The organism is Xanthomonas sp. BRIP62411, from assembly GCF_003993525.1.
GTDB classification, from domain to species: Bacteria; Pseudomonadota; Gammaproteobacteria; order Xanthomonadales; family Xanthomonadaceae; genus Xanthomonas; species Xanthomonas euroxanthea.
In genome coordinates, this window is record NZ_QEZI01000013.1 from 43374 (window position 1) to 62938 (window position 19565).

Consider the following 19565-nt stretch of genomic DNA (forward strand, 5'->3'; position numbering starts at 1 on the left):
GCCTGCGCGCGACGAGGCGTTATCGGTAAAGCCCCGTCGCGCGCGGGCACGCTCCTACGAAGGGCTCAGCGATCGAGCGTGGTGGGTGCAGGCTCGCCGTCCACATCGGCCTTGACGTCGGCTTCGAACAGATGCATCAGGTCCGCGCGTGCATCGCGCGAGGTCTGGATCACCTTGGCTTCGTCGTCATAGACCAGGTGCTGGCGATGCAACAACTCTTCGTCGTGCTGGCGGAACCGTTTGACGTGCTCCTTGGCCACCGCCTCGCCCAGCCCGAGCGAGGTCAGCACGCGTTCGCTCAGTTCCAGGCTGGAGGCGAATACCTCGCGGAACGGTTCGGCGCCCAGGTCCATCAGCTTCCAGGCATGCTGGCGATTGCGTGCACGTGCCAGCACCGTGGCCTGCGGGTACAGGCGGCGGATCAGCCGCACCGCCTTGATGTTGGTTTCCGGGTCGTCCACCGCGATCACGAACACCTTGATGCGCTCGGCACCGGCGGCGCGCAGCAGTTCCGGGCGGGTGGGGTCGCCGTAGTACAACTGGCTGCCGAAGCGGCGCAAGTCCTCCACGGTGTCCGGATTGTGTTCCAGCGCCACGAACGGCACATGCCGCGCGGTGAGCAGGCGCGCGACGACCTGGCCGAAGCGGCCCATGCCGGCGACCAGCACCTTGGGCGTCTGCGCATCGATGGCGTCGAACGGGCGATCGGACGTGGGCGCGTGCAGCCGCAGCGGCCCGTTGAGGATGCGCTGCATGCCGAGCAGCAACAGCGGCGTCAGCGCCATCGAGACACCGACAATGGCCACCAGCCGGTCGTGGTTGGCGCGCTCCAGCAAGCCGACGCGATCGGCCTCGTTGAACACCACAAAGGCGAATTCGCCGCCCAGCCACAACACGCTGCCCAGCATCAGGCTGCTGCGCAGCGGCAGTCTGGCCACGCTGCCGATCCCGACCAGCAGCGAGAACTTCACCACCAGCAGGATCGCCACGCCACTGGCGATCAGCCACGGCTCGGCGACCACCCGGTTCAGGTCGATGCCCATGCCGACCGAGATGAAGAACAGCCCCAGCAGCAAACCTTCGAACGGCTCGATCTGCGATTCGAGCTCGTGGCGGAATTCCGAATCGGCCAGCAGCACGCCTGCCAGAAACGCGCCCAGGCTGGCGCTCAATCCGGCTTCCTGCATGATCCAGGCGGTGCCCAGCACCACCAGCAAGGCGCTGGCGGTGAACACTTCCGGCATGCGCGTGCGTGCCACCATGTTGAACAGATAGCGCAGCACGAAGCGCCCGCACAGGATCACCAGCGCCAGCGCCGCCACCGCCTTGGCCACGTCCTGCCATTCCAGGGTGGCGTTCTTGCTGCCGCCCAGCAGCGGAATCGCCGCCAGCAGCGGAATGGCGATCAGGTCCTGGAACAGCAGGATGGCAAATGCCAGGCGCCCGTAGTCGCTATTGAGCGCCTTGCGTTCGGCCAGCAGCTGCAGCCCCACCGCGGTGGACGACAACGCCAGCGCCACGCCGACGATCAACGCGCTTTTCCAGCCCAGGTTGCCGAGCATCAGCAGGCCGCCCAGGATCAGCGTGGTCACCACCACCTGGGTGGCGCCGGCACCGAACACCGAATGCCGCATCACCTTCAAACGTGCCGGCGACAGTTCCAGGCCGATCACGAACAACAGCATCACCACGCCGATCTCGGCCGCGCCGCTGATGCGCTCGGCATCCTGCACCACGCCCACGCCGTCGGGGCCGAGCACCACACCGGCGACCAGGTAGGCCAGCACCGCGCCCAGGCCGAAGCGCTTGAACACCGGCACCGCCACGATGGCGGCCAGCATCAGCACCAGAGCCAGTTCCAGACCACCGCTATGCATGCGCACTCTCCGTTGAGAGGTGCATTATGCCGCCCGCGGCGGCCTGTCGGCCCGGATCAGCGTGTCCTGCCTGCAACACGGCAGGCGATCGCCGCCAGCGGGCGCCGGCATCGCCATCGAACGCCGGGGCAGCCTAGGGCGCAACGCACGCGCCCTGTTCCGGCGGCGGCCCGCTGGCTGCTTGCCACTGTGGATCTGCCGCAGGGCATGCGTGCGGCGTCCGCTGCCCGGCGGCCCGATCGCGCCTTTCAAGCCATGCCGTGCACCGGCGGCTGGACGCGCGCTGAGCGCCGCCCACGCAGGGCATTGACCCCGCCAGCCCAGGCGCGCAGACTGCGCCGCGCCGCCGCCCGGATCACCGGTCGGTACGCACTCTCGGAGCCCTCTCTCATGTCCAGCGACAGTCACCCTAGACCCGGGTCGATGACCCAGTTGGCGCGCGCCTGAGGCTTCAGGTTCGCCGGCTGTCATCGACGACGGTCGTCACCAGGCGAACCCCATGTACAACGAAACCCTGCGCCTTGCCCAAGGCGTCGATGCCTTGATCGCACCCATGGCCGACTTCAATACGGCCGATGCGGTGGAATACCTCAACACCCTCGACCGCGACGATGCCGCCCATGTGCTGGCCGCGCTGCCGCCGCCGCGTGCGGTGAAGGTGCTCGAACAACCCGAGCTGCACGACGCCAGCGCCCTGGTCGCACAACTGCCGGCCGAGCAGGCCGCCTCCCTGCTCGGGCAGATGGCCGACGACCGCGCCACCGACATCTTCCATGGCCTGGATGCCGAGCAGCGCCAGGGGTTGCTGTGGCTGCTCAGTGCCGAGGCGCGGCTGTCGATCCAGGCCTTGATGCGCTACCCGCCCAATACCGCCGGCGCGCTGATGACCACCGAGTTCGTGGCGGTGCCGGCCGACTGGACCGTGGGCCGCACCCTGCAGCACATCCGCGAGGTGGAGCGCAGCCGCGAGACGGTCTATGCGATCTACCTGCTCGACCCGCACACCCGCGTGCTGACCCAGGTGGTCACCATGCGCCGGCTGATCACCGGCGCGCCGGATGCGCCGATCCTGGAGGTGGCACAGGTCAACCCGCCGGTCACGGTGGACCCGGCGCTGGACCAGGAAGAAGTCGCCCGGCTGATCCGCCGCCACGACCTGCTGGCGATCCCGGTGGTGGATGCGCACGGCCATGTGCTGGGCATCGTCACCGTGGACGATGTGCTGGACGCGCTGATCGCCGAATCCACCGAGGACGTGCACAAGTTCGGCGGCATGGAGGCGCTGGACAAGCCCTACATGCAGATCGGCTTCGGCCAGATGATCAAGAAGCGCGCCGGTTGGCTGAGCGTGCTGTTCCTGGGCGAAATGCTCACCGCCAGCGCGATGCAGCACTTCGAGGACGAGCTGTCCAAGGCGGTGGTGCTGACCCTGTTCATTCCGTTGATCATGAGCTCGGGCGGCAACTCCGGCTCGCAGGCCACCTCGCTGCTGATCCGCTCGCTGGCACTGCGCGAACTGCGCTTGGGCGACTGGTGGAAGGTGGCCCTGCGCGAACTGCCCACCGGGCTCACCCTGGGCGCCATCCTGGGCATCCTGGCGATCGTGCGCATCACCCTCTGGCAGACCGCCGGCCTGTACGACTACGGCCCGCACTGGCAGATGGTGGCGCTGACCATCGGTGCGGCGCTGATCGGTATCGTCACCTTCGGCTCGCTGTCCGGCTCGATGCTGCCGTTCGTGCTGCAACGGCTCGGCTTCGACCCGGCCAGCGCCTCGGCGCCGTTCGTGGCGACCCTGGTGGACGTCACCGGCCTGGTGATCTATTTCAGCATTGCCGCCGCGATCCTCAGCGGCACCTTGTTGTAGCGCCGCGGGCAGTGCGCGGGGCGCGAACAATTGCGCCCCGCCATGCTCCGGTCGAGAAGCCGCACGCATTGCGGCACATCGTCCGGTCGTTGACGCTGCGTCTCGGCACTCGGCACTCGGCACTCGGCACTCGGCACTCCGCGCCGGTGCCGGTGCCGGGCCAGGCCGTACCGGCGGTCCAGCCTGCATCGCTGCACGGCCCACCGTGCAGCGATGCGCAGCGGCGATCGCGCCTCAGAAGGTCACATACAGCGTGGCGCGCAGGTTGCGGCCCGGTTCGCTGTAGCGGCCGATGCCGTCATCGGTGGCATAGCCGTACAGATAGAAATCGCCGCGGGTGACATTGCGGATGCGCGCCCACTGGTAGTAACGCTCGTCGAACAGGTTGTAGACGCCGAGATTGACGCGTACGTGCGCGTTGACGCGGTAGCTGCCGAACAGGTCGACCACGCTGTAGGCATCGCTGAGGAATGGCTCGGCCGCAGCGCCGAAGATGTCGTTCTCGACGTTGACGTCCTTGGCTTTCTTGGCCAGCGCATGGGTGATGTTGGCGGTGACACGCAGGCGCTCGTCCAGACCCTGCCAGCTCAGGCCGAGCACGCCGCGATCCGGATTGATGCTGTCCAGCGGGCGGCCGTCTTCCAGCTCGCCCTGGTTGTGGGTCCATGCCGCGCGCAGCAGCCACGCATCGCCGAGCCTGAATTGCGCATCCAGTTCCACGCCCTTGACCTCGACCTGGCCGACATTGCGCAGCGTGGTGTAGGCGTAGCCGTTGCGCGTGGTGCACACGCCGCGGGTACAGGTCTGGTAGAGCGTGCCGGCATCGGTGGTGACGGTCTCGCTCTGGATGAAGTCGTCGTAGCGGTCGCGGAACACCGACAGGCCCACGCGCGCCCAGTCGCTCTCCCAGCGCCAGCCCAGTTCCAGGTTGAGGCTGCGCTCGGCCTCCAGTGCGGGATTGGCGGCCACGGTGGGCACGTTGACGGTGGCGCCGGTGTCCACCCGGGTCAGCGCGGTGATGCTGGTCGGGGCATACATCTCGGCCGTGGTCGGGGCACGGAAGCCGCGCCCGGCCTGGAACCACAGCGTCTGCTGCGGGGTGAAGGCATAGCTGATGCCGGCCTGCCAGGTGGGCGAGGAGAACGTCACCTCGCCCACCGTGCCGGTGCTGTCGACGAAGGTGGGCGACAGCGTCGGCGCGTAGCGGTAGTGGTCGTAGCGCGCACCCAGGGTCAGCTGCAGGCGGTCGTCGAGCAGGCCGATGCGATCGCGCAGGTACACGTTCCAGCTGTCGGCATCGGTCTTGGGCACCTGCGCCGGATCGATGGTGGCGGTGTCCAGCGTGCCGGCATTGTTCCAGCGGTAGTCGATCGCGCTGTAGTCGATGCTGCGGCGCTGCCAGGCCGCCCCGTACAGCAGCGCCTGCGACCAGCCGTTGCCATGCAGCTGCTTGTCGAAGTCGACCGCGATGCGGTCCAGGGTCTGCTCGGTGTCGCGATCTTCGGCCCGGCGGCACGGCAGCGCCACCGTGCAGCGCGTGGTGGCGGCGGTGGCCGGCGTGCTCGAGCTGCCGCTCTGGGTCAGGATGCGGGTGGTGCCACGGCTGTCGGTCTGCTGGCGGTCCAGCTGCGCCTGCAGGGTGTCGAACAGGGCGTTGTCGGCATTCCAGAGGTAGCGCAGGCCGTAGCGGTCACGGTCGTTGCTGTCGTCGCCAACGCGTTCGGCGTAGCTGGGCGCGCTGACGCGGCTGAGATTGTCGACCCGGTTCTGCGCGCGGTTGCGCTCGTACACCACGCCGAAGCGGTGCTGTGCGTTCGGCACCACGTCGAGTTTGGCCAGCACGTTGTCGCTTTCGTTGTCGATCGGGTCGGGCGTGCGCCGCGCGCTGCCGGTGTCGGTACTGGAATACCAGCCCTCGGACTCATGGCCCTCGCGGCGGGTGTAGCTCAGCATCGATTCGACGATGCCGCTGCGGTTGGCGACGGTAAGGTTGCCCAGCCATTGGTCGTTGTGGCCGGTGTAGCCGGTCTTGAGGCCGACATGGCTGTCGTTGCCCTGGGCCTTGAGGTAGTCGTAGGGATCCTTGGTGGTGAATACCACCGCACCACCGAGCGCGCCGCTGCCGGCACTGATGGAATCGGCGCCCTTGACGATGTCCACCCGCTTGAGCGAATCGACGTCCACGCCGCCGCGGCCGGCGCGGAAGAACTCGTAGTCGCGCGCGGTCTCCACGCCCTCGGCCATCGACAGGCCGTCGATGGTCATCGCCACCCGGTCGCCTTCCAGGCCGCGGATGTTGAAGCCGTTCTCGCCGAAGCGGCCCATGTCGGCGATGCTCACGCCGGGGATGTAGCGCACCAGGTCCTCCATGCTCTCGGCCTGTTCCTGCTGCAGCTGCGCAGTGTCGAGGGTGGTGACGTTCTGGTTGCCGGAGGCGCGCTTGTCGCGCGCGGCCTTCACCTCGACCGGGTCGAAGGTGGTGGCGTCGGACGGTGCCTGTTCGGCATGCAGCGGGAAGGCCAGGCCGGTGGCGATCGCCAGGGCCAGCAGGGTCGGTGTCGAGGTCATCGTGGAGTCCACAGTCAGGAAGAGGAAGGAGCGCCGGACGGCGCGGACCTGGCTGCAAGCGGCAGAACACCGCAGTCGCGTAGCTGGGTGGGCCCGCCAGCGGCGGGCCAGGGGGCACGGGCGCCAGGGCCCGCGCGGCAGGTCAGTCGGCCCGGGCCGGCGTGGTGGCCGGCGCGGTCGCCGGCGCCGGCGGCGGCAGCGCGGCATCGCTGGCATCGACCACGCCATCGTGGTTGCGGTCGACGCGGGCGAAGGTGCGCAACCCCGACGCCTGATATTCGGCGAAGGTCATGCGCTGGTCCTTGTCGGTGTCGAGCACCTTGAAACGCACATGCACCTGGCGGTCGTCGGCCTGCTCGAGCGCGGTGAGGCGACGGTTGAGGCGGTCTTCGAACTCCACCCGGTACTCGTCCGGCGCCAGCGCCCCGTTGCGGTCGCCGTCGGCGCTGGCGAACTGCGCCGCGCGCAGGCCGGCGTATTCCTTGCGGCCCACCTTGCCATCGCCGTTCTCGTCGTACAGCGCCAGGAAGCCCTCGGCCGACTGGCTGTCGGGCATGCCGGGGCGGCCGCCGTCGCGATCGAAGGCCTGTGTCCTGTCGCCAGGGGGCGCCTTGGCCGCCGCCGTCAGCGCCGCCTGGCCGCGCGCCCAGTCCTGCGCACCGGCGGCGTCGAATTCGGCGCGCGCCACCTGCCCGTCGCCATCAGCATCGAGTGCGGCAAAGCGCTGCCTGCCGTGCGCGGCCTGCGCGCTGCGTTCCTGCTCCAGCGCCTGCTGGCGACGCTGGCGGAATTCGGCCACGTATTCGTCCTCGTCGACGCTGCCGTCGTGGTTGCGGTCGGTGGCGTCGAAGCGGGCGCGGCGAAAGGCGGCGAAGTCGGCGGCGGTGATGCGGCCGTCGCGGTCGTCGTCATGCTGGGTGATGAAGGCCTGCACGTTGTTGCCGTGACCGCCGAGCAGCGGGCGCGGCCCGGACTGGGCGAGTGCGGTTGCGGGAAGCAGCAGCGCGCACAGGCACGCGCCGGCCAGGGAGCCAGTGTTCATGGATTGCCTCTTGAGGGGGGAAACGGTGGCGGGCCGTGGCGCTGGCTGGGCCTGCAGGCGTGTCGGTACGCCGGGCGGAGACACCGCGCCGGTGAAGTCGGGCCAGTGGGGCATGCAACCGCCGCAGCGGTTGCGCGGCGCTACGGCTCCAGCACCTGGAAGGTGAGCGTGGTGCTGTTGCTGTACTCGCGCACCGGGGCGTCGGCCGGGGCCGGGGTGCGGTGGCGGGACAGCGCCAGCCAGGTGCCGGCGCGGTCAAGCTTCATCGTGGCGCGGCCGGCCGCGTCGGTGGTCAGGCTGACCAGCGTCGGGGTGCGGTCGGAAGTCCAGACCGCCTCGCTGATGTCCACGGTCTGCCTGGGCAGCGGCACGCCGTCGTACTGCACCGTAAAGACGAAGCGCTCGCCGACATACAGGTCGTTGGGATGGGAGACCGGCACCAGTTCCAGGCCACGGTTGCGCGGCGCCAGCGCGGTGCGATCGGGCTTGCCGACGCTCAGATAGGTGTCGGCCAGGGTGCGCGACTGGAAGCTGGCGAGCAGCGTGGCGCCCTTGGGCATGGGCACGTTCGGATCGCGCACGGTCTGCCGTTTGCCATCCAGCTCCCAGGTGCGGAATTGCGCGCCCACGCGCAGGCCGGTGCTGACCCGGTAGGTGCCGGGCTGCTTGCCCAGGGTGTGTTCGACCACGGTGCGGGTGTCGAGCGCCTGCACCCGGGCCGGCGCGACATCACGGCCGTCGGGCCCGGTGATGCGGAAGTGGCTCTGGTCGAAGGCCGCCTCCGGGACGAAGAAGGTCTCGGCGAAGGCCGCGTCCAGGGTCACCGTCTGGCCCGGCTGGGGCGTGAAGGTGTTGGGTGCAAGGTAAGGGGTGTGCGCAGAGGCGGAGGCAGCGAGCAGCAGCGCCGACAAGGTCAGCAGTTTCATGGGGGGCCCTGTTCCGAGTGGGTCGCTGGCGGCAGGGCGCGGGGCGGCGCAGGAAGCTGGCTGACCACACGATATTAACGAAAATGCGAATCGTTCACAACAATAACAGGCGCTGCGTCGCGCTTCTCCAGCGCGGGATCAATGACGTGCGCTCGGGCCGACGTGTACCGTGTCCGCTTTCCCCGCCGTCTCTTCGCCATGAGTACCTACCACCTGCAGCAGGTCTTTCGTCCCACCACCGTGGCGGTGGTCGGCGGCAGTCCGCGCGATCGCTCGGCCGGGCGGGCGGTGGTGCGCAATCTGCGCGCGGCCGGGTTTCCCGGGCAGATCGGCTGGGTGAGCCCGCGCTATACCGAGATCGACGGCGTGCGCACGGTGGCGCGGCTGACCGATTTGCCGTGGGTGCCGGACCTGGTGGTGATCACCGCGCCGGCGCGCATCGTGCCGCGCATCGTCTCCATCGCCGCGCGGCGCGGGGTGGCTGCGGCGATCATCCTCACCGCCGGGCTGGGCAGCGGCCCCGGCTCGCCGGCCGCGCGGATGGAAGCGGCCGCGCGCGCCAAGGGCATGCGCATCCTCGGCCCGCACTGCCTGGGCGTGATCGCCCCGCATGCGCGGCTCAATGCCAGCATCGCCGCGCATTGCCCGCAGGCCGGCGACCTGGCATTGATCTCCGAATCCAGCGCGATTGCCGCCGCGCTGGTGGAATGGGGCGTGGCGCGCTCGGTGGGGTTCTCGGCGGTGGTGTCGCTGGGCGACACGCTGGATGTGGATTTCGGCGACCTGCTCGACTACTTCGCCACCGACTACCGCACCCGCGCGATCCTGCTGTACGTCGAACGCATCGGCGATGCGCGCAAGTTCATGTCGGCCGCCCGCGCCGCCGCGCGCGCCAAGCCGGTGGTGGTGGTCAAGTCGGGCCGCCAGTTCCGCATCAATCCCAATGCCGATACGCATGCGCAGGCGCTGGCCGGCTCGGATGCGGTGTATGGCGCCGCATTCGCGCGTGCCGGCCTGTTGCGGGTGGGCGCGCTGGACGAATTGTTTGCCGCCGCCGAGACGCTGGGCCGGCTCGGCAGTTTTCCCGGCCGGCGGCTGGCCATCCTCAGCAATGGCGGCGGGGTGGGGCAGCTGGCGGTGGACCAGCTGGTGCTGCGCGGCGGCACCCTGGCCGAGCTGTCGGCCAAGACGCTGGAGCGGCTGGATCAGTCGTTGCCGCAAGGCTGGTCGCGCAGCAATCCGGTGGACATCATCGTCGATGCCGACGGGCCGCGGTATGCCGCGGCGATCGAAGCCTTGCTGGACGACCCGGAGAACGACGCGCTGCTGGTGGTCAACGTGCCGACCGCGTTCACCTCCTCGGCCGATGCGGCCAAGGCGCTGACCCGCGCGCTGGACCAACGCAACCGCTACCAGCGCGAAAAGCCGGTGTTCGCGGTATGGCTGGGCCAGGACGATGCGGCGATTGCCGCGCTCAACGCCGCGCGCGTGCCCACCTATGCGACCGAATCGGACGCGGTGCGCGGCTTCACCCACCTGGTGCGCTATCGCGAGGCGCAGGCGGCGTTGATGGAGACCCCGCCCAGCCTGCCGGAAGATTTCGTGGTGGATGCGGCCATTGCCCGCACCGTGGTCGACGACGCCCTGGCGGCCGGCCGGCGCTGGCTGGACCCGGTCGCCACCAACCGCCTGCTGGCCGCCTACGGCATCCCGATCGTGCCGCTGCAGGTGGCCGCCACCGCCAACGAGGCCGCCTTGCTGGCCGACCCGCTGTTGGCCGTCGGCCGCACGGTGACCTTGAAGGTGCTGTCCAGCGACATCGCGCACAAGTCCGATGTGGATGGCGTGCGCCTGAACCTGTCCAGCGTGGCGGCGGTGCGCGAGGCGGCGGCCGGCATCCTGGCGCGGGCGCGCGCTGCGCTGCCGGATGCAGTGATCGAGGGGGTGATCGTGCAACCCACCGTGCTGCGGCCGAAGGCGCGTGAACTGATCGCCGGCATCGCCGACGACCCGGTGTTCGGCCCGGCCATCGTGTTCGGCCGTGGCGGCACCGCGGTGGAAGTGATCAACGACCGCGAGCTGGCGTTGCCGCCGCTGGACCTGCGCCTGGCCCACGAGCTGATCGGGCGCACGCGGGTCTCGCGCATCCTCAAGGCCTACCGCGACGTGCCGGCGGCCGACGAGCGCGCGGTGGCGCTGGTGCTGGTCAAGCTGGCGCAGCTGGCCGCCGACATCCCGGAAATCACCGAGCTGGACATCAACCCGTTGCTGGCCGACCGCGATGGCGTGATCGCGCTGGACGCGCGCGTGGCGGTGGCGCCGGCGCGCAAGCTGCACAAGGGCCGCGGCCATCCGCGCTTTGCGATCTTCCCGTATCCGAAGGAGTGGGAGCGCCAGATCGGGCTGGGCGATGGCACGCATGCGCTGGTGCGTCCGGTGCGCCCGGAGGACGACGCCTTGTTCCGCGCGTTCTTCGCGCGGGTCACCGACGAAGACCTGCGGCTGCGCTTCTTCCAGTCGGTCAAGCATTTCAGCCACGAATTCATCGCGCGGCTGACCCAGCTCGATTACGCGCGCTCGATCGCGCTGGTGGCCATCGACCCCAAGACCGGCGACATGCTCGGCGCGGTGCGGCTGCATGCCGACGCCGACTACGAGCGTGGCGAGTACGGCATCCTGATCCGCTCCGACCTCAAGGGCCACGGCATCGGCTGGCAGCTGATGCGCATCATGATCGAGTACGCGCGCTGGCTGGGCCTGAAGCAGATCGAAGGCCAGGTGCTGCGCGAGAACCGCACCATGCTGGCGATGTGCCAGAGCCTGGGCTTCGGGGTACGCCCGGATCCGGACGATGCAACCCTGATGGCGGTGACACTCCCTATAATGGGCGAGCCACGCCCGGCCTGACCTTGGGTCACGCCGCGGTCCCCCCCTCCTCACCGCATGCCGGATCTGCCGGGCCTCGCCCCGGCCCGTTGCTCCGGCTGTCGTCTTGGCCCGCCTGGGAGTGTCAATGTTTCGCGATTTCAGAATGTCGTTCTTGGTCACAGCGATCTGCCTGGGCCTGGCTGCCTGGTGGGGTCATACCTCCGCCATGGGCATCTGGCAGGCCCTGTGGCTATGCCTGGTGCTGAGCGTGCTGGAGGTGTCGTTGTCATTCGACAACGCGGTGGTCAACGCCGGCGTGCTCAAGCACATGAATGCGTTCTGGCAGAAGCTGTTCCTCACCGTCGGCATCCTGATCGCGGTGTTCGGCATGCGCCTGGTGTTCCCGATCGTGATCGTGTCGGTGGCCACCGGCATGGGCCTGGTGCCGGTGATGCAGATGGCGCTGAAGGAGCCGGACCGCTACAGCCAGGTGCTGACCGACAACTACCCGTCCATCGCCGCCTTCGGCGGCATGTTCCTGCTGCTGGTGTTCCTGAACTTCCTGTTCGACCAGGAGCGCAAGCTGCACTGGCTCGGCCCGGTGGAACGGCTGGTCGGCAAGCTGGGCAAGGCCGATGCGATGTCGGTGATCGTGGCGGTGACGGTGCTGCTGGGCACCAAGCTGTTCCTGCCCGACGCCATCTTCCAGAGCGTGCTGTTCGCCGGCCTGGGCGGCATCCTGCTGTACCTGCTGGTCGGCAGCGTGGACGCGCTGTTCGAGGCCGAAGAGGGCGAGGACGGCATGGGCCCGGCCAAGCGCTCTGGCATTGCCGCCTTCCTGTACCTGGAAGTGCTGGACGCCTCGTTCTCGTTCGACGGGGTGATCGGCGCGTTCGCGATCACCCGCGATGTGGTCATCATCATGCTGGGCCTGGCGATCGGCGCGATGTTCGTGCGCTCGATGACGGTCTACCTTGTGCACAAGGGCACCCTGGACGAGTTCGTGTTCCTGGAGCACGGCGCCCATTACGCCATCGGCGTGCTGGCGATCATCATGCTGGTCGGCACCGTGTACCACGTGCCGGAGGTGCTGACCGGCCTGATCGGCGTGGCCTTCATCGCCGCCTCGGTGTGGTCCTCGATCCGCTACCGCAAGCGGCACCATATCGGCCCAACCGAGATCTGATCCCGCGCATTGGCCGCGCTAAAGGCGTCAGGCGGTTCACTTGAGAGCGCTCGCAAAGCGTCTTCGCGGTCATCCGGTGGACGCTGCTGACGGACGGACGGGCGCCGTTAGGTCTGTGGCTTGGCTGCAGGGCCCTTGCCCGCCCACCCTCGCGGGACACGCCGCAAGTACGTCCCTGTAGGCTCTGGCGCGGGATCCATGCCGCTCAAGGTCCCGCGACGGTGATCGGGCAAGAGCCAGTCGAGATGGGCGGTGTGCATGGTTTTCAATAAAGCAGCCGACCAACTGTCTGGTGCGGTGAGGGCACCGCGCTCTTGACGCTGTGAGTTTGCTGCAGGGCCCTTGCCCGCCCACCATCGCAGGACACGCCGCAAGTACGTCCCTGTAGGCTCTGGCGCGGCATCCATGCCGCTCAAGGTCCCGCGACGGTGGGCGGGCAAGAGCCAGTCGAGACGGTCGGTGTGCAGGGTTTTTAATAAAGCAGCCGGCCAACTGTCTGGTGCGGTGTCCTTGCCGGTTGCGGGACCGTGTGGCGGCATGGATGCCGCCACTGAGCCCCCAAGGACGGGTTCACGGCGTGTCCCGCAAGCGGTGAGGGCACCGCGCCCTCGACGCTGCGCGTCCTTGCTGCAGGGCCCTCGACCGCAACGCCCAATAGAGAGAGCGGCAGCGCACACCTGGATTCGGCAGTGGCGAGTTTGCTTCCCCAGCTTGGGCGTGCCGGCGGAGCGGCCCGCCAGGCGCGCGGTGCCGCTTGAGGCGGTCACGGCCAACTGACCGGCTTCAGCATCGATGTGTGTCGCAGCCAACCCAACCGGACCCAACTGGTCGATGGAAATGCCGGTTTAGGCCTTGACTGCGCAGTCCAATTGGACGGGTTCCCAGCCTCTTGCCGACCGTTCGTCAGACAGTGCTTTGTGCTGTAAGGGTTTTCGGGAATTTCCTACATTTGGTGTTGACCCCTCCGGGTGACCCCACTATCTTGGGGGAGTCGGTGGTTGGTCGCCCCAAGGCGTCCGGACCAGTGAGAGCATGATTTGCAGCAGGTTGCCAATCAAACGCCTCTCCGCGGCGGCAGCGATGAACGATCACAGCCATCCGGGCCTCGCCTGGAGCAGGCGGCGTGGTCTCGTTGCGCCGCTGTTGTTTCGCCACCGACCACTGCGCGACAGCACACCGCGCGGTGGCGGCCGTGGAATCTCCGGTAAGGAGATGGCTGGTGAGGCGATGCCGCCGCGGACCCCGTGTCCTGCGTGCTGGTCGTTGCGCACCGCCATCGCTGTCCAGGGAGTCCGGATCCGGCCGCAGCCCGTCCCCCAGCCGGGTTCGTGTGCCTACGCATGGAGGACGCATGACCACCAACGACACCCTTGCCGCGATCGCCGCCGGTACCGCAACACCCACCAGCGTTCCCGCCGGTGTCAGCGCGCCCGGTTGCGGCGCGCCGGAATTGACCGACCCGTCGGACATCGTGCCGCCTCCCCGCCAAGCCATTGCAATGCACGCACAGACCATCGAAGAACAAGCCGTCGCCACCTGGATCACCAAGGAAGCCGGCAACCGCCGGATCCCGTTCGAGCCGGAGCGCCTGGAGCGCGCCATCGACCAGATCCATGCCGAATTCCCGCAGCTGGACGTGTCCGACTACAAGCGCTCGGTGTTCGGCTTCGTCGATCGCAAGGACAGCGTCAACGCCGACGACCTGGTCGACCATCTGATCCGCGAGGCCGAGGCCCGCGTCGATCTGACCACCCCGGAGTGGGAGCACTTTGCCGCGCGTCTGTACCTGCGCCGCCTATACAAGCGCGCCAGCCGCAACCGCTTCTACGATGCCAGCCAGAAGTACGGCTCGTTCGTCGGCCTGCAGGAGAGCCTGGCCGACCGCAATGTCTATTCCAACGACATCCTGCGCCGCTACTCCAAGGACGAACTGATCGAAGCCGGCAAGATGATCGAGCCCGAGCGCGACAAGCTGTTCGCCTACAACGGCCTGTACCTGCTGGCCACGCGCTACCTGGCCACCGACAACTCGCGCGGCGTGTTCGAGCTGCCGCAGGAGCGTTGGCTGACCATCGCGCTGTACCTGATGCAGGACGAGATCGGCAACGGCAAGGGCAGCCGCGAGCGCCGCATGCAGCTGGTCGGCGAGGCCTACTGGGCGCTGTCCAACCTGTACATGACCGTGGCCACCCCGACCCTGGCCAATGCCGGCAAGGTCGGCGGCCAGCTGTCGAGCTGCTTCATCGACACCGTCGACGACAGCCTGCAGGGCATCTACGACTCCAACACCGACGTGGCGCGCGTGTCCAAGCACGGCGGCGGCGTGGGCGCGTACCTGGGCTATGTGCGTTCGTCCGGTTCGGCGATCCGCGGCGTGTCCAATTCCTCCGGCGGCGTGGTGCCGTGGATCAAGCAGCTCAACAACACCGCCGTGTCGGTGGATCAGCTGGGCCAGCGCAAGGGCGCCATCGCGGTCTATCTGGACATCTTCCACCGCGACATCGAGGCGTTCCTGGATCTGCGCCTGAACAACGGCGACCAGCGCCTGCGCGCGCATGACGTGTTCACCTCGGTATGCATCCCCGACCTGTTCATGGAAGCGGTCGAGCGCCGCGGCGACTGGTATCTGTTCGATCCGCACGAAGTGAAGCGGATCAAGGGCTGGTACCTGCAGGACTTCTACGACGAGAAGAAGGGCGACGCCAACAGCAGCTTCCGTCGCAAGTACGAGGAAGTGGTTGCCGACGAGCGCATCACCCGCAAGACGGTCAAGGCGATCGAGATCTTCAAGCGGATCATGGTCAGCCAGCTGGAAACCGGCAACCCGTTCATGTTCTATCGCGACGAAGTCAATCGCAAGAACCCGAACAAGCACGAGGGCATGGTCTATTCGTCCAACCTGTGCACCGAGATCCTGCAGAACATGAGCCCGACGCGGATGATGCAGGAGATCATCAGCGGCAATCAGATCGTCACCACCAAGAAGGCCGGCGACTTCGTCGTGTGCAACCTGTCCTCGATCAACCTGGGCCGCGCGATCACCGTGCAGGCAGACCAGGCCGACCTGCTGGGCGCCGACGTGCTGGAGCGGTTGATCCCGATCCAGGTGCGCATGCTCGACAACGTGATCGACCTGAATCAGCTGCCCGTGCCGCAGGCCACCATCACCAACCAGAAGTACCGCGCCATCGGCCTGGGCACCTTCGGCTGGCACCATCTGCTGGCGCAGAAGTCCATCCACTGGAATGCCAAGGAAGCCGAGGACTACAGCGACGAGCTGTACGAGCGCATCAACTACCTGACCGTCCAGGCGAGCATGGAGCTGGCCAAGGAAAAGGGCACCTACAGCGTGTTCCGCGGCAGCGACTGGCACACCGGCGAGTACTTCCGTGCGCGCGACTACAACAGCCCGCAGTGGCTGGAGCTGGCCGCGCAGGTGGCCGTCAATGGCGTGCGCAATGCCTGGATGCTGGCGGTTGCGCCGAACATGAGCACCGCGCAGATCGCCGGTTCCACCGCCTCGATCGACCCGATCTACAGCGCGTTCTACTACGAAGAAAAGAAGGACTTCCGCCGTCCGGTCGCCGCTCCGGGCCTGTCGCTGGAAACCTGGCCGTACTACGAAAAGGGCGCCTACAAGGTCGACCAGTTCGCCAGCGTGCGCCAGAACGCGCGTCGCCAGCGCCACGTCGACCAGTCGATCAGCTTCAACTTCTACGTGCCAAGCACCATCCGTGCCAGCACCTTGCTGGACCTGCACATGACCGCCTGGCGCGAAGGCCTGAAGACCACGTACTACGTGCGTTCCAACGACATCGACATCAGCGAGTGCGAATGGTGTTCGAGCTAAAGCGCATGCAGTAGCGAAGCGCATTCGCGCTTCGCTTCCACGGTTCGCGTTGCGAACCGTGGACCCTGCTTCACCAGCTCCCACACCCCGCGCCTTCGGCGCGCCCCCTCACGCAGGGGGCTTTCTTCCAGAATGATTGCTGCCGTCGTCCCCGCTGCACACGCGCGCGACGCCTGAAACACGAGTAGAGACCCATGTCCGCAACACCGCTTGAGCGCATCAAGATCCTGGAGCCGCGTCACCCCAACCGCTCCACCGCCATCATCAATGGCGAAACCTCCGGCATCCTCAACTGGAACGACATCCCGTACCCGTCCTTCTATCGGGCCTACAAGGAGCTGTCGACCAACTTCTGGATCCCCGACGAGGTGGACATGAAGGGCGACGCGCGCCAGTACAACGAGCTGTCGGCGCGCGAGAAGAATGCCTACGACTCGATCATCGGCCTGCTGGCCACGCTGGATTCGCCGCAGACGCGCTTCATCTACAACGTCGCCGAATACATCACCGACCCGGCCGCGCATGCCAATGCCGCGATCATCGGCCAGCAGGAAGTGATCCATAACGAGAGCTATAGCTACGTGCTGGCCTCGATCACCGGCCTGGCCGACCAGAACCGCGTGTTCGAGATCGCGCGCACGCATCCGACCATCATCAAGCGCAATGCGCCGATCATGGGCGCCTACGAAGACTTCATGCGCGACAAGACGGCCGAAACGCTGATCCGCGCGCTGATCCAGTCCTCGATCCTGGAAGGCATCAACTTCTATTCCGGCTTTGCGTATTTCTACAATCTGGTCCGCCAGAACCGCATGACCGGTACCGGCAAGATCATCAGCTTCATCAACCGCGATGAGCTGGCCCATTCCAAGTTCATCAGCGAGCTGATTCGCGCCATCATCGGCGAGAACCAGGCGCTGCAGGGCGACCAGCTCACCGATTACGTGCACAAGGCCTTCGAGCACGCGATCGACCTGGAAACCCAGTGGACCGCCGAAGTGCTGGACGGCATCGACGGCATCGACGTGGACGAGATGATCCGCTACGTGAAGTACCGCGCCAACAAGATGGCCGGCATGCTCGGCATCGAGAAGCTGTACGAAGGCGCCAACGACAACGTGATGCCGTGGATCAAGGCCTACGCCGACAACTTCACCGAAACCAAGACCGACTTCTTCGAGATGCGCAACGCCTCGTACAAGAAGACCAACTCGGATAACGGCTTCGACGATCTGTGAGCCCATTCAGAGATCACTGTTCCCCCATTCGATTTTCTTAGTGGCGCGACCACTTCCCACCTTACACCAGCGAAGAACATCGGATGTTTTATTCAAGACGACTGAACCCAGACACCGGGAAAGTGGAGGTTTGGGAGTGTGAGTGGTCAGATCCTGGTACAGGAATGGCAAAGAAGGAGTTCATCCGCAAGTATTGCGATGAAGGCCAAAAAGAAAGCTTTGCAGAAAAGCATTCCGCAGCCTCGGCTATATGCTGGGCGCCGGGGAGAACTATCGGAAATATTGCCGTAAATTCGGAGGGCGTTTTTGGTAGCTTCTCCAGCAGGGCTGGAGATAATGCCATTCTTCCCTGCCACATCGTTCCATGTGGAAAATTCAGGAACGGTGCAGAACGATGGTACTGCAAGACGCACCAGATGCACTGGGGAACAAAAGCAGACCTGGCTGCGGTGCCAGCTTCCGGAGAGGTAACTTGCAGCAATCATCTTGTGGAGATGAGTTACGTCGTAGACCCTCTTGTTATTGATTTTAACGAGTTTGAAGAGATTGGCGTTTGGTGCTCCCTCCCTCCAGCACTATCTAGCAAAACTATTGAACCCCGCGCCCCTAAGATCCACGTGCACAAACGGCTGGCTGGCAACGCAATGAAGGTATTAGACCGCGACTTTGATGCGATCGTCTGTTCGTACAATCAAAGCCTGGGACTTTTTGCGAGTAATGAAATCACACAAATTCAGATTACTCCTCCTGCCGCATTTGAGTTCGTCAAGTCCTTAGAGCAAGAGCGAGAGATGAGCTGTGTGACGTGCAAAAAGTGCGGCTACCCTCATCTTGATCTCGGTTCGTTTGCCCACACCGCGCACGCGAAACATTTTTGCGGAAACTGTGGCAACGACAGTGTCTGGAGCGAAGGGAAAATTGTGTCTACCCCTTTGAAGCCACTGCATGACCAATTCAACAACAGCGACACCTATGTGCATCCAGATCGTGAATTGAATCTTGACGATTACGCTGGCTTCGATTTCGAATTGTGGCCATCAACCCCTGCGGTTCTTTGGACAGCCAATCGACCGCAGGAGAAGGGTATCCATGTGCATGTCATCCAGAATGGACGTCGCATTGTTGATGAAACCTTCGGAAGAGTTTTTCTAGGAACCCAAGAGCTTGACCGAGACGAATTGTGGGAAAGAATGACCAGTAACACTCTTTATTAGGATTAGCCCGGAACGTTCTACTTGCGCATCCTCCTCGCCCACACATCGCTCAGCGGCAACACCCGCGATGTCGCGCGTGCGATCCACGCGCGCTGTGAAGAGCTGGGCCATGCGGTAACCTGGATCGATGCCGACATCCAGACGCTTGCCCAGGCCTGCCCGGACGGCGTCGCGCATGACCTGTACATCCTCGGCAGCTGGAGCATCAATGCCGGTCGTACGCCGCCGGAGATGAAGCGCTTCATCGAGCAGCTTGTCAACGCGGTGGGCAAGCCGGAACGCCTGGCGGTGTTCGGCACCGGCGAGACGCAGTGGGGCGAGGAGAACTACTGCGGTGCGGCCAGGCGCATCGCCGCGTTCTTCGGCACGCGCTACCCGCGGCTGGAGATCGAACAGATGCCCCACGGAGAACGCGACGCCACCAAGATCCAACGCTGGACCGACCACATTCTTGCCTGTACAGAGACATCCCCCCATGCAAACTCTCCACGCCTCCACGCCTGACGACTACGTCGCCGCCCTGGCTGCGCATCCGCGCTTGCTGGTCGACTACTACAAGGACAATTGCCCGGGCTGCAAGATGCTCGACATGTCGCTGACCAAGTTCGCCGCGAGCGAGGACGCTGCGGGCGTCGCACTGCTCAAGGTGAAGCTGGAAGTGGTTGGCGAGGATTTCTTTCGCAGCCTGGGCCTGCGGCAGACGCCGACCTTAGCGTTGTTCAAGGACGGCAGCGAGGTGGCGCGCCTGCCCGGCTTCCAGTCGCCCGCGCAGGTGGAAACCGCGGTCAAGACCAGCCTCTGAGCCACCGTGGCGCGCAGCCGCCTGCGCGCTCGCGGTTGCACGCCATTGCATCGGAAAGGTGGCTGCATGCCGCCGCCTAAGCGAGCGAGCGCGACGCAATCTGATGCTCACGTAGGAGCGGCCCCGG

Annotated in this window: 12 protein-coding genes; 8 read left to right on the forward strand and 4 right to left on the reverse strand. The window is 66.3% G+C overall.

Annotation, left to right across the window (positions count from 1 at the left end):
* Positions 1 to 65 precede the first annotated feature (65 nt).
* Entirely contained in the window at positions 66 to 1877 is a 1812-nt protein-coding gene (locus EO139_RS11465; protein ID WP_126970698.1) for a monovalent cation:proton antiporter-2 (CPA2) family protein, read from the reverse strand.
* Between the two features lie 499 nt (positions 1878 to 2376).
* Between EO139_RS11465 and mgtE the strand changes: the two genes are divergently transcribed.
* Positions 2377 to 3744, forward strand: coding sequence for a magnesium transporter (gene mgtE / locus EO139_RS11475; protein WP_119129840.1), 1368 nt, complete (start codon positions 2377 to 2379; stop codon positions 3742 to 3744).
* A gap of 234 nt (positions 3745 to 3978) precedes the next feature.
* On the opposite strand, the gene EO139_RS11480 is transcribed toward mgtE, so the two are convergent.
* From EO139_RS11480 to EO139_RS11490, 3 genes are all read right to left on the reverse strand, one after another.
* On the reverse strand, positions 3979 to 6312 hold the full coding sequence (locus EO139_RS11480) for a TonB-dependent hemoglobin/transferrin/lactoferrin family receptor (RefSeq protein WP_126970702.1): 2334 nt from the start codon (positions 6310 to 6312) through the stop codon (positions 3979 to 3981).
* A 142-nt stretch (positions 6313 to 6454) separates the two neighbouring features.
* Positions 6455 to 7354, reverse strand: coding sequence for an EF-hand domain-containing protein (locus EO139_RS11485; RefSeq protein ID WP_126970704.1), 900 nt, complete (start codon positions 7352 to 7354; stop codon positions 6455 to 6457).
* Between the two features lie 140 nt (positions 7355 to 7494).
* On the reverse strand, positions 7495 to 8280 hold the full coding sequence (locus EO139_RS11490) for a DUF4198 domain-containing protein (RefSeq protein ID WP_126970706.1): 786 nt from the start codon (positions 8278 to 8280) through the stop codon (positions 7495 to 7497).
* 198 nt (positions 8281 to 8478) lie between these two features.
* Between EO139_RS11490 and EO139_RS11495 the strand changes: the two genes are divergently transcribed.
* From EO139_RS11495 to EO139_RS11535, 7 genes are all read left to right on the forward strand, one after another.
* Complete coding sequence (locus tag EO139_RS11495) at positions 8479 to 11187, forward strand: bifunctional acetate--CoA ligase family protein/GNAT family N-acetyltransferase (RefSeq protein WP_104584156.1); 2709 nt, start codon at positions 8479 to 8481, stop codon at positions 11185 to 11187.
* A gap of 106 nt (positions 11188 to 11293) precedes the next feature.
* Positions 11294 to 12334 carry a DUF475 domain-containing protein gene (locus EO139_RS11500; protein ID WP_126970708.1) on the forward strand — a complete coding sequence of 347 codons (1041 nt, stop codon included), beginning with the start codon at positions 11294 to 11296 and terminating at the stop codon, positions 12332 to 12334.
* Between the two features lie 1351 nt (positions 12335 to 13685).
* Positions 13686 to 16184, forward strand: coding sequence for a ribonucleoside-diphosphate reductase subunit alpha (locus EO139_RS11510; protein WP_119129836.1), 2499 nt, complete (start codon positions 13686 to 13688; stop codon positions 16182 to 16184).
* 194 nt (positions 16185 to 16378) lie between these two features.
* The gene (locus EO139_RS11520; protein ID WP_024940691.1) at positions 16379 to 17422 is read left to right on the forward strand and encodes a ribonucleotide-diphosphate reductase subunit beta; all 1044 of its coding nucleotides are present in this window, start codon (positions 16379 to 16381) and stop codon (positions 17420 to 17422) included.
* Positions 17423 to 17586: 164 nt separating this feature from the next.
* The gene (locus EO139_RS11525; protein WP_206515144.1) at positions 17587 to 18636 is read left to right on the forward strand and encodes a hypothetical protein; all 1050 of its coding nucleotides are present in this window, start codon (positions 17587 to 17589) and stop codon (positions 18634 to 18636) included.
* A gap of 21 nt (positions 18637 to 18657) precedes the next feature.
* Positions 18658 to 19140 carry a flavodoxin gene (locus EO139_RS11530; RefSeq protein WP_126970712.1) on the forward strand — a complete coding sequence of 161 codons (483 nt, stop codon included), beginning with the start codon at positions 18658 to 18660 and terminating at the stop codon, positions 19138 to 19140.
* Positions 19112 to 19438, forward strand: a complete 327-nt coding sequence (locus EO139_RS11535; protein WP_126970714.1) for a thioredoxin family protein — start codon at positions 19112 to 19114, stop codon at positions 19436 to 19438. Before EO139_RS11530 ends, EO139_RS11535 begins: the two co-directional genes overlap by 29 nt.
* Positions 19439 to 19565 lie beyond the last annotated feature (127 nt).